The 12,345-nt window shown below is 38.3% G+C and carries 7 protein-coding genes; 4 read left to right on the top strand and 3 right to left on the bottom strand.

Going from position 1 to position 12,345, the window contains the following annotated elements:
• Positions 1–3: 3 nt before the first annotated feature.
• From PQG52_RS02405 to PQG52_RS02390, 4 genes are all read left to right on the top strand, one after another.
• A complete protein-coding gene (locus PQG52_RS02405; protein WP_271789045.1) occupies positions 4–885 on the top strand; it encodes a bestrophin family protein in 882 nt (293 codons plus the stop codon).
• Positions 886–963: 78 nt separating this feature from the next.
• Complete coding sequence (locus PQG52_RS02400) at positions 964–1,551, top strand: CarD family transcriptional regulator (RefSeq protein ID WP_271789046.1); 588 nt, start codon at positions 964–966, stop codon at positions 1,549–1,551.
• Between the two features lie 134 nt (positions 1,552–1,685).
• A complete protein-coding gene (gene dld / locus PQG52_RS02395) occupies positions 1,686–3,431 on the top strand; it encodes a D-lactate dehydrogenase (protein WP_271827735.1) in 1,746 nt (581 codons plus the stop codon).
• A 56-nt stretch (positions 3,432–3,487) separates the two neighbouring features.
• Positions 3,488–5,101: a tetratricopeptide repeat-containing glycosyltransferase family protein gene (locus PQG52_RS02390; protein WP_271827734.1), complete on the top strand. Its 1,614-nt coding sequence runs from the start codon at positions 3,488–3,490 to the stop codon at positions 5,099–5,101.
• Here the strand turns inward: PQG52_RS02390 and PQG52_RS02385 are convergent.
• Genes PQG52_RS02385 through PQG52_RS02375 form a run of 3 tightly spaced genes read right to left on the bottom strand, consistent with a single transcriptional unit; the run spans position 5,098 to position 12,112 of the window.
• On the bottom strand, positions 5,098–9,351 hold the full coding sequence (locus PQG52_RS02385) for a translocation/assembly module TamB domain-containing protein (RefSeq protein ID WP_271827733.1): 4,254 nt from the start codon (positions 9,349–9,351) through the stop codon (positions 5,098–5,100). The two genes, PQG52_RS02390 and PQG52_RS02385, sit on opposite strands and share 4 nt — an antisense overlap.
• Positions 9,351–10,160 (bottom strand): AsmA family protein, encoded by an 810-nt coding sequence (locus PQG52_RS02380; RefSeq protein WP_271827731.1) that lies wholly within the window; start codon positions 10,158–10,160, stop codon positions 9,351–9,353. Before PQG52_RS02380 ends, PQG52_RS02385 begins: the two co-directional genes overlap by 1 nt.
• Positions 10,160–12,112, bottom strand: coding sequence for an autotransporter assembly complex protein TamA (locus PQG52_RS02375; RefSeq protein WP_271827729.1), 1,953 nt, complete (start codon positions 12,110–12,112; stop codon positions 10,160–10,162). The genes PQG52_RS02380 and PQG52_RS02375 overlap by 1 nt, the downstream gene beginning before the upstream one ends.
• Between the last annotated feature and the right edge of the window lie 233 nt (positions 12,113–12,345).

Genomic DNA, 12,345 nt, shown 5'->3' with positions numbered 1-12,345 from the left:
TTAATGATTGTTAATGCTAAACGTGGTCTTCGGTTTATTCTCCAAGATAGCTTCAAACCGCTTTCTATCCTCTTTATTTGGGATATGTTGGTTGTTATTTGTTACAGATATTATCAAATCAGTTGGTTTGGTCAATCTGAGCTTCCTATCGCTTTAATCGGCTCTGTTCTGGTATTATTTATGAATTTTCGAAATAATACTGCATATAATCGGTGGTGGGAGGCTAGGTCTCATTGGGGACTAATTACGAATAATTGTCGTTCGTTTTCAAGGCAATGCACGACTATCCTTAAAGGACACCCTGACTTAACGCGTGCCATTGCTGGGTATGCCTATGTCTTGGCCTATCACCTACGAGGTAAAGACGCATTGTTAAACAGCAATGTAAAACGTGTCCTACCCATACATATTCAAAATTATATCAAAGGACTTAGAAACCAACCTAATGGCGTGTTGTTCCAAATAGGGCTTATGGTTACTCAAGAAGTTGATAAAAAGCATATTGATGGTGCTGTTCACGCACAAATTGATCGGATTTTATCGGATATTGCCAATGCTCAAGGAGCATTGGAGAGAATTAAAAACACTCCTTTATCGATTCAATTTTCTACGTTACCTTATTTTTTAACCGAAATTACATGTGTTATATTACCCTTTTCTATGGTGGAAACATTAGGATGGTTTACGCCTTTGGGTTCCGCACTTGTGGGTTTTCTTTTTATGGCGTTATATAAAATCGGCAGCGATTTACAAAACCCTTTCGACGACAGTCCACATGCTTTGCCAATGCTAACGATGACGCGTAGTTTAGAAATCGATTTGCTTGAACAAATCGGTGATCCAACTGGGTCTCCTATTGCACCTGTTAATGGCATACAATGGTAATAAACAATTCTATTTCTTGTATATTTAATAAAAAAATATTATGATGACAATTTGTGAAATTTGTGATAACTTCATCGTATGAATATATTCCGTTCCCCTCCCAAAGGCGGTGTCACTGATGAAATGGCACGCGCTGCTATTGCGAAAACAGCTGCTCAAGAAGTAGACAACAAAGATACATTCCCTTTTCAAGAAGGCGATGCCATTGTATATGCTGCACATGGTGTCGGGCGTGTTGATCGTATTGGTGTCGAAGAAATTGCTGGAACCAAACTCGAAATGATACAAATTTCATTTCCTGATAATCAAATGACCCTGCGTATCCCATTATCAAAAGCTAAAAAAGCAGGGTTACGCAAAATTGCTTCCAGGGAAATTGTCAGCAAAGCAATGTCGACAATCAAAGGGAAACCACAAAATAATAAGGGTATGTGGGCAAGACGCGCTGTTATTTATCAAGAAAAAATTAATTCTGGTGATTTAATACAAATCGCCGAAGTGCTTCGTGACCTTCGTCGCAACGTAGATAGCCTTGATGGCAGTTTTAGTGAAAGAAAGCTCTTTGAAGCAGCGCAAGAACGTTTCGTTACAGAGGTCGCAGTTTTAGAATCTAAAGATTCTAACACGGTTCTAAGTGAACTAACTGAAGTGATGAAGTCTGCTTAATTAAGCTGATAATTGTTTTATTGAAGGGGATTTTATAATCCTCTTTTTTTTACCTATCGATATTTATATGGATTTATAATCTTACTAATGATTATAATATAAGAAATCCATAGATTATTAAGACAATTACTGCCATGTTTTTAAAAAGAAAATTACAAACTAACTTATCTAATACTCAACAGCATCTTATATCTGAATTGACAACAATTGTTAGTCAACGAAATATTATTACCAATCCTAGTAAAATGGGTTTATTTTGTAATGGCTTTCGATACGGATCGGGCAGAGCCATTGCTGTTGTTCAGCCAAAGACGTTACTTGAACAATGGCAAATTTTAAAAGCATGTGTAACAGCCAATGTGATTGTCATTATGCAAGCAGCCAATACAGGATTGACAGGTGGGTCAAGCCCTGATGGCAATAATTATGATCGTGATATTGTCATCATCAATACGATGAATATTAAGAAAATATTTCTTCTGAACGATGCAGAACAGGTGATTTGTTTTCCAGGTTCAACATTAAACGAACTTGAAAAAAAATTAAAACCCTATCATCGAGAACCTCATTCAGTTATTGGGTCTTCTTGTATTGGAGCTTCTGTACTTGGTGGAATTTGCAACAATTCTGGAGGTGCGTTAGTACAACGCGGACCAGCCTATACTGAAATGGCTCTTTATGCTCAATATACGCATGATGGTCGTTTAGAGCTTATTAATCATTTAGGAATTGAATTGGGAAATACACCCGAAGAGATCCTCACAAATTTAGACAATAATCTCTTTGATAGCCATAACCTACCAAAAACTGAGAAACATTGTTCAGACCATCACTATAAAGAACATGTTTGCCAAGTCGATTCCCCCATGCCTGCACGTTACAATGCTGATTCTTCTCATCTACACGAAGCTTCGGGTTGTGCAGGTAAGCTTGCTGTTTTTGCAGTACGCTTAGATACTTTTCCACAAGAAAAAGAAACACAAGTTTTTTATATTGGCACCAACAATCCTGATGACTTAACCCAAATACGATATGATCTGCTTTCCCAACGCATCGTTCCTGTTTCAGGAGAGTATATTCATAAAAAAGCGTATGACATTGCTGCTATCTATGGAAAAGATACTTTCTTATTTATTAACTATTTTGGAACAGATTATATTCCGTTACTTTTTAAACTGAAAAATCGATTTGATTATTTAACAAAAAGAGTTGTTTTTTTACCTTTGCATCTCAGCGATAAAATTATGCAGTTTGCAAGCTCTTTATTTCCTCAACATCTACCCACCCGTATGAATGATTATGCAAAAACATATGAACATCATCTCCTTTTAAAAGTAGGGAAAAATGATATTGAAACGATCAAAGGATACTTAAGCAAATTCTTTCAAACACATCCAGAAGGTAATTTTTTTGAATGCAATCCCGATGAAGGAAAAAAAGCATTTTTACAGCGTTTTGCTGTTGCTGGGGCAGCCGTACGTTATCGTGCCATTCACCATAAAACGGTAGAGGATATTTTAGCCCTTGATATTGCTTTACGTCGTAATGACAAGAAATGGACAGAAACGCTCCCTTCTGAAATTGATAAAACATGTATGCATAAACTTTATTATGGTCATTTTTTCTGTCATGTGTTTCACCAAGATTATGTCATTTATAAAGGACATGACATCGTCTCCCTAGAAGAAAAAATGTTGAAGATCTTAGACCATAGAGGTGCAGAATATCCCGCTGAACATAATGTTGGTCATTTGTACCATGCAAAAGAACCGTTAAAAAAATTCTATCAAGAACTTGATCCATGCAATATTTTCAATCCAGGCATTGGTAAAACCAGTAAATTAAAAAACTGGGAAAACAACAATAATTTTGATAAATAAAATATTGATCCTATTTTATATATCAATTTATTTTATTGTACTTTATCAACGTAATTATGACAAAAATTTCCAATCCTTCTGATGAGGATATAATACACCCTATAAATGTTCTTTTACATCAAGGAAATTTTAAAAAAGCCCTTGCTTTACTACTTCCATATAAGAATTTTAAACTCAACCAATCTATTATGACGTTGTTGGGGATCGCCTATGCAGGTTGTAATCAACCTAAAGAGGCTGCGTACCATCTTTGTTTAGCGCAACAACTTAAGGAAACCCCTTATCAGCACAGTTGCAGTGAGCTTGAACCTTATCTGGGGAGTCATAATTTATATAGCCTGATTTTTAAAGTATTCGAAGAAGCCTTTAAACTTCAATCAGCGGACGAGCTCTTGTATATTGCCTACGCCAATATTTTACAACATACAAAACAATCATCAAAAGCAATTTTATATATCAGAAAATGCTTAATATTCTCTAAAAAACAAGATTGGTTACTTAATATTTTAGCCACTATTCTTTTCGAAGCAGGAAAATACCCACAAGCCCTGAAAATATATAAATATCTAGAACAACGTAACGAAGACAATGTTACTATTTTAGCTAATCTTGCTTCTTACTACAATGCGATAAACGATACAGAGCAGGCTTTTATATATTATCGCAAAGCAATCATACTTAACCCTCTTTGGGCATCAATACGTGTAAATTATTCATTATGTTTGTTGAAGGGACAATATTATTACCAGGGTTGGGCAGAGCATGAATACCGTTTGGACACACCTAACCATACAAGTTTACCACGTGAAACATTGCTCCCTACATTGACAAATACAACAGATATCCAAGGGAAAAAAATTCTGATTACTCAAGAAGAAGGACTTGGAGATACCTTGATGTATTTACGGTTTGTGCCAGAACTCATCAAGCGCGGCGCAATTGTCGAATTATGGGTGGCGAAGACAATGAAAGGGCTTTGTGAGCGAATCAGAGGAAAACCGATGGTTAAGGTTGGTGGCGAAGAAGCACCATTCTTTGATTGGCATTGTCCTTTTATCAGCCTGCCCAGAGCCCTAAGTGCTGATCCCAACAAACATAAATTTATACCTTATTTAACAGCAGATCGAAAAAAAATAAATTTTTGGAAAAAAAAATTACCTGATACCAAACATTTAAAAGTGGGTCTTGTTTGGGGTGGGTCACCTCATCCCAGTGATGCCTATGCGGTTATGACGGATAATAAACGTTCAATTGAATTAACTAAGCTAATCCCATTATTACGATCTGTGAAAAATGCCACTTTTATCAGTTTACAAATGGGGCACCATGCGCATGAAATAAACGATTTGCCAAAAGATATTTCTGTCTTTAATCCTATGACTGAGGTTCAAGATATGGATGACACTGCCGGAATTATCAAGAATTTAGATTTGGTGATTTCTGTTGATACTTCTGTCATCCATTTGGCTGGTGGATTAGGAGCCAATGCCATTTTATTAGATCGATATGATAATTGCTGGCGCTGGATTTCTGGGGCTGAATATAGCCCATGGTATCCAAAAACTCGAATTATTCGACAAACACGCCCAAGAATATGGAGCGATGTGGTCAAAAAAGCCACCTCTCTTTTACAAGAGATGGCTGATAAGCATGAACAGAAAACAACTTAATAGTCAAATTTGTATAATAATCCAATACTACTTCCTGGATCATTATCAGGGGTAACGAAACCTGTTCTATCTTGTCCAGTTCCAACAGTTGCTGTTGCTTTTAAACGTTTGGTAATATCAATTTGCATTTCAGCTTGCGTGCCAGCCGTACCCGTTGATTGCTTGGCACCCAAGTAAACACCTTTCATCACATACTTACCTGCTGAAACACTAGTTCCAGTAGAAGATCCTTTCCCGTCACTACTACCTCCGCCAACGGATAAACGGTCAAGCCCTAACGTTTTACGAACCGTTCCTAGTGGATCAAATCCACTACCCTCGCCACCTAAAGTTGCCAATGCTACGCCAATTTCAGCCATTTGTGTCGTTGAAAGACTTTGTGAATCAACACCGAATAATAACATTGCCAAGACACGGTCCTGAGATAATGGTGGGGATGATGTTAACGCTATTTTAGGCGAGCTGGCGTAACCAGTAATTGCCAGACTAACAGTATTTCCTTCAACTGATTTTTTAACCTCAAAATCCAACGATGGATCAATTTTGTGATCAACGTTACTGCCTTTAAACCCAATAATTCCTTTGGTAAATTCCAAAGAAATACCAGCCAAATCAATATGACCATTTTGCATTTCAAAACCACCAGAGATTTGTGGTGCATTAGCTGTTCCACCAATATGTAATGACCCGGCCATATCGGTGAACAGACCAAAACCACGAACCAAGATTTGCCCTGCAGATTTAACCGTAAGATTTAAACCAATATCAGGTCCTGCAGAATCATGTTGAACCACTTCAATTTTATCCCCAGGGCGAATGACCTTTAATGGGACAACAGAACGTGCCATAGAATGAGGAATATTAATATCGGCACGTTTAATCTTAACAACACCATCAACATCAATACGTGTCTTAGCCATTCCTTTGATATTAATATCGCCATCTAAGATCGCTGTCAGTAAATCACTAACCAATGGTTTCGCATTTTTCATACCAAAATGCAGATTGATCGGCATGCCAGGTTTAAACACACCAACTTGACCATTCGCATCCATTGTCCCGTTCCCAGCTTTGGCTGAAAATGATTGTAATACAATCGAATCTCTTTGCCCAACAATCGAGGCTTGCATATTGCGAATACTGACACCTTGAGCATAATCACGGAAACTGCCATTTGTTAAATCAACATGCCCAGTAATCACAGGCGAATTCACATTTCCATTCACCTGCATCGCCATATTCACCAATCCAAGCACTTGCTGACCTGATGCCCCAACAATCGCATTGGCTACAGATAAATCAATATTTCCATTTAATTGTAACGCCACGTTTCCTTTAGGTTGTAATGGCACTGTTCCTGTGACGCTGGCATTCACTTTTTGTCCTACTTGTAACTTTGTATCAAGCCTTGCTGAGTTGCCATTCAAATTCGCCTGCGCATTTAATTGCGCAGGAGGCAACGAGGCTGCTGCACCTGTTAATAGCTGCATATTATGCGCATTAACTTGAATCGTTCCTTGTGGTTTTTCAATAGTACCCTGTAGTTTTGCCTGCGCATTAATAACGCCTTTAGCTTTTAAGTCTGGCGCAAATGGTTTTGCCAGTGCTGGCGTAATATTCTGAATAGAAGCTGTTACAGCCAATTTTGGCTTGATTTCTCCTGCAATATCAATCGTTGCTGCAGCAGCACTTGGTGGTGCTAAAGACATTCTAAGGCGATTAATGGCTATCTTATCACCAAAATCTGCTTGTACAGGTGCCAGTAAGCGAATATTCTCGCCTTTAACCAATGCAGCAAATTTCTGAATATCAACTTTTTTCTTTAATAAATTCAACGTAAGTGCGGTATCAATATTTCCTTTGGCGTCCATTAAATCAGGAAAATTGCCATTCAGTGCTAGTTTTAAATTCTCCATCCCGCCATTAGCGGTCATATTCGCATTACCTCTAACTACTTTGGGGACTTGTAATTGATTGACTTGTAATTTTAAATTAACAACTGGTTTTTGAATAGGATTTTCAACAGAACCCGATAATGATAATTTTCCTATTTTTGCCTGAGGCATCGTAAGTTGGCTGTTCAAATCCAACATGACTTTGGACTTATTTTCAGGCAAGCTATGAATATCTAGATGAACATTACCATCAATCTTTTGGTTAATTAAACGACTAAAATCAGACAAACGCGCGATATCAAGTTTAATTTTACCAACAGGCAACATATTATTTTCAGACATTACAATATCGGCCACGGCTTTGATACCACGCCACTCCATTTGTTGTAATTTCAAATAATAGGCCTTTTGTTGTTCAGATTGACCTGCTTGTAATTGTATATTTACTGGCGTTTGATCTAACGTTCCTGTCAGCCCAACGGTCGCGATTGGTTGTGAAGGTAAATGTTGTGCATTCGCTGTCAATTCAAGTTGGCTAGGTCGAATCACATACCCACTATTAGCAACCGTTGTGAAGTTAGTTGTTAATTTCAATTGTGCGGCTAAATCTTTTAACGAACCCTCCACACTTACTTGAGCATTTGCTTTACCTTTTAATATTGGGGTTGCTGCTGACAATTCGTTGACACTTAGATTCAACAACCCTTTCACTTGCTCACCAATTAATGATCCTTGAGCATTTAAACCAATCTGTTTCCCTTTTACGACCAGAGAGTCTAACTCTATTTTTTGATCTTGACCTTGAACCATTTGTGCATGCAATCCAATATGACCTTCAGACCCAATCATTTGCACTGCAATTGGAAGGCCGCCAGTAATCATTAACGGTCCGTCCACATCGACATGAATAGGATTTTTTGGATCTTCAGGTAATGCAAAAGCTATATTTAAAACCGCTGAGCCTTTTAAATCAACATTTCCTGCTTTTGCCAAAGAACCTAGTTGTGGAGTAAATAAATCCATACTTCCATGCAAAGATGGTTTTACAAAAATACGACCTACCGCTTTAATCAACTGATGATCTAACTGTAAATCCACAGGCTGGTCTTTTTCTTTGGGATGATAAATCACCTCTAACGATAGCGGACTATCAGCCAATAATTTTGGTTGGCTGCCTGGAATGCGTAAGCCATCAGCAACCAGCTTCAAACGAACCCAAGGATTAAATTGCGTTGTTTGATCGCCTAGAGATGCTAAATCCTCTCCTTTAAATTGCAACAACAGCTTATTAACCATTGCGTCCCCTGCAGCTAAGTTTGTCAGCTCAAATTTCCCTGTGCCGGCTGGAGACTGAAATGCACCGTGTAATTTAGCGTCTAAATCCCATCCTCCCCAACCGATCGTAGAGTTTAATGTCATTTCAGGTGAATGTCCTGATAATGTAACATTCATTTTAGAGTTAATAAGGTCAACATCGCCATTAAGATTTAAATTCGTTTGAGCTGCTGATAAATTAAGGCGCGTTTTGAGTTGATTATAAGGACCTTGTAATGCGATATTTAAAGCTAATGGTGTTAATTGATCCATTTTTAATAAACGTTCAACCAACCCATCAGACTGTTTTTTAACATTGATTTTAAGAGAGGCACTCTCAACTTCTTTATCCCCAATACCAGCCAACAATTGTAAATCCGTAGCCTGATTTAACTCCCAAAGATGTAGTGATAAATTAATATTGGATAAATCATTAATAGATTGAACGGAAACAACTTTTAACACGTTTTTAATCGCGACTTTACCCTTGATCCCCACTGAAAGATCAATCGGTGCAACTTTGTCAGAAACATATAATTTATCGACTTGAATATCATTAATATTCGCTGCTATCGCCATATTTGGCAAAGAGCTAGAGCTACTCTCTGAACCTGCCTCTGGTTCTGTTGGTGAAGGTAAATTATAAACATTGATCTCCTTGGCATATAGTCGATCAACATGAATCTCTTTGCTTAATAACGCCAACAAAGACCAGTCAAGCTCTGTTTGTTTTAACGATAACCATACGCCAGTCTTTGGATCTTTTAACTCGATTGTAGCAACGCGTAGATGATTAGGGAAAGAGCCTGTTAATCCATCAACGATAACTGTGTGATTTGTTAAATCCCCAATTTTATTGGCCAGATAATTTTGTCCTTTTTGCGTATTCACAAAAATAAACGCACCAGCAACAACAACGATAACCAAGCCTATGATGCCACCAAATAACCATCCTAACCCCCAAAGAATACGGTGACGCTGACGCCACTTTTTCTTTGGAGATTCCTGATTTTGAGTTGCTTTTTCTGTTGTCAGTTTCATCAATCATCACTGCCTAAATCGAGGTAAATTTCTGCTTTATCTTTGCTATTTGTGCCTGCCCCTGGAGGGAACATGACAGAAAAATGTAAAGGCTTAGAAGCACTTTTCCCGTCTTCACCCATCAAATTACCGCTGACTTTTCCGTTAAATTTAAAATCAGGTAGCCTTTTAGACGCCAAAAGATGCAGTTTTGGTTTGGCCTTCATCACTGCTTTTAATGTTTCCGTATCAACCATCTTGGAAAGATCGCGAATAAGAACCTTCCCCTCAATCGCCAAACGCATCTCAATTGGCGAAATATTTTTAGAGATAAGCAATTGTTGAATTTGTAAATCACGGAGGTCTATCATATACGTAAGGTTGATCGGTTTCCGTTTATCTTTGGATAAATCTATGACGGCGCGTTTTGATGGGAATGAATTTAAATCGAGTTCTTTAATAATTAGAGAATTGATAATAATTTTACTGTTACGAAAGCTTTCCCACGGTGACCAATCCATCTTGACTTGCTTCACATTAAGCCATACGCCACCATTTGGATCTTTTAATTTAACATCTGCAATCGTTAACTGGCGAGAGAAAAAGCTTGAAATATTTTCAATTTGAACTTGACCGTGTGTGCGCTTTTCAATCTGGGTCAACACATAATTTTTTCCAAATTGCGTATTCAGAAAAATAAACAAAGCACAAAAGAAAACAATGATCGTTGTGATAAAAATTGAGAATCCTAAGAGAATACGCCATCCAATAGGATGAGTTTGTCGCCATGTAGATTGTGCTTCTGTCATTTTTGTATCCTCGGTTGCCATTAAAATGTCTCGCCTAAACTGATGTACACTTCGAATTTATCGCCTCTGGGTGGACGGTTCATCGGCACGGCGACATCTAAACGAATGGGTCCCAAAGGAGTGTAATATTTTCCACCAGCACCCACACCTACTCTTAAATCTCCTTGAAACGGCATACTTGTTTTACTGACTTGCCCGGCATCAACAAATGCCTGTGCGCCGATAGATTCTGTAATTTTTTGTCGAAACTCGACCGTTCCAGCATCCATCGCTTTCCCCCCAACCGCATATTTTGTCCCAGGGAATTGGGGCCCTACCCCTTGAAAGCGAAATCCTCTGACGGTCGACGTCCCCCCAGCATACATACGTTGATCTGGTGGCAGATTCATTCGTGATGCGCCTTGAATACTACCCACCGTTCCTCTGAACGCAAACACGCTATCTCCTGGATCTGTTAAGCCAATTTTTGCAAGGTCTAAATAAGTCGAAGCGCTACCTTCTAAAGCTGCAAAGAAAATCGTACCATCCCCAAATGATGTGGTTGGTGTTACAGAAACAGACCCTTTCATTCCATGTGTTGGCGACATCATCGGACTGTCCAAATCTGTGCTGTCATATCGGACGGCTAATGGCACATTAATCATTGTATAATCATTTTTAATGTGTTGCTGAATGATGCGCTCTTGGATTGCCCCTAAATAAACAGATGCTCTCCACCGTTTATTAATTTTTCGGTTTAGCCCTCCTTTAACTAAGAGTGCTGTCTGATCGTAGGAGTATAATCTCTGCTTTACTGCTTCGATACGAGCGTTAAAATCTTGATCTCTACGTCGAAAGTCCGGTTTTGTAAAATCAGCATATATATCATATCCCAGTCCCCTTTGAGCCGTACCGCCTAACCCAGTAGCCAAAGCAGCAACATTAAGCTTTTCTGCATTTCCAAACAGATTACGATGCGACCAACGCACGCCTAAACGTCCCCCTAAATCTGTTGAATACCCTGCTTCAAAGCTGACCGATCTCCTTTTAGATTCTTTGAAAGTCAAAACCAATGGTAGTTTGCCATTCGCGTCAAGTTTGGTTGCCGCAGTGGCATCAATACTGGAAAAAACACCTAAAGAAGCTAAATCCTGCCGCGCAGATTCTATTTTCGATGGTTGATATAATTGACCATCACGTAATAACAGACGTTTACGAACAAAATCCTCATTAACTTTTTTTAACCCTTTAAAGTCAATATTTCCTAAATCGACTATTGGACCTGGATTGACTTGATAAACGATATCTAATGTTTTCGTATCTGGGCGCAAATAGGCTACTGGATCACTGATCTTTGCCAATGCATGACCATCTTCCCGCAGGGATGTTAATAAACGCCCTTTTGCAGCCACGACATCCGCTGATACTGCGACTTGCCCAGATTTTAGATTAAAGGCTTTTTGTTGATCTGCTGTTAATGTTATAGGTTCGGATACTATTTGAGACTTAGCGTTCGGTGACGTGGGATCTTTTACAGGCTGTGTTGTAGGTTTATTTTCAACCAACTCTATTTTGCCAAGATGATATTGATCCCCTTTATCAATATCAACAACAATAACCGCCTCTGTTTTATCAGGTATCTTTGTAATGAAGTTAGGTAGATCCGGATTGCTTCCATCCATTGCGTTGGTTAATTGAGTAACTTGATGTATATCTGCCTCTGTTTTATTTTTTTTCTTGCTATCATCATTACTTATTAAGGTCTTGCCCGCACCAAGTTTAATGTTAATTTTAGCGTTATAATATCCAAAACTATCCATTGCAGTTTGTAACCGATCGTAATCCCCTTTGACTCGCCCAGCCAAAGCAAACGCCCCAACAGCTTTGGTTTTTTTTAAAGATACAAGGCTTGAAACATCAGATAATGTGGCATCGATATCTTTGTTACCTGTTGGTCTGATTTCCACTCTATAAGTCTGAGGATCGGCTGCCATAGCTACGTATATGGATGTGCAAGTGCCTGTGATCACGCCCCAACATAAGCCGAAGACCATTTTAGAAGGCTTCATCTTTTTAAATATACGAAAGTAACTTAATTGCAGTTCGGTGAACAACAAACTTTATTTCCTCTATCTTATTGATACAATCACAGCATTTTAAATTTAATATTGATAACAAAAGATAAAAATTAATCTAATGATATGTTATGAAAAACTACCCTATCTTT

Origin of the sequence: Commensalibacter communis (assembly GCF_947179105.1) — a bacterium.
GTDB lineage: Bacteria > Pseudomonadota > Alphaproteobacteria > Acetobacterales > Acetobacteraceae > Commensalibacter > Commensalibacter communis.
The sequence above is the reverse complement of the archived record's forward strand: the minus strand, read 5'-3'. Positions and strand labels throughout refer to the sequence as shown.

Coding starts and splice junctions, on each gene's coding strand:
- PQG52_RS02390 (WP_271827734.1), top strand. CDS start 3,488: ATGACAAAAATTTCCAATCCTTCTGATGAGGATATAATACACCCTATA.
- PQG52_RS02380 (WP_271827731.1), bottom strand. CDS start 10,160: ATGGCAACCGAGGATACAAAAATGACAGAAGCACAATCTACATGGCGA.
- PQG52_RS02400 (WP_271789046.1), top strand. CDS start 964: ATGAATATATTCCGTTCCCCTCCCAAAGGCGGTGTCACTGATGAAATG.
- PQG52_RS02385 (WP_271827733.1), bottom strand. CDS start 9,351: ATGAAACTGACAACAGAAAAAGCAACTCAAAATCAGGAATCTCCAAAG.
- PQG52_RS02405 (WP_271789045.1), top strand. CDS start 4: ATGATTGTTAATGCTAAACGTGGTCTTCGGTTTATTCTCCAAGATAGC.
- PQG52_RS02375 (WP_271827729.1), bottom strand. CDS start 12,112: ATGGCAGCCGATCCTCAGACTTATAGAGTGGAAATCAGACCAACAGGT.
- dld (WP_271827735.1), top strand. CDS start 1,686: ATGTTTTTAAAAAGAAAATTACAAACTAACTTATCTAATACTCAACAG.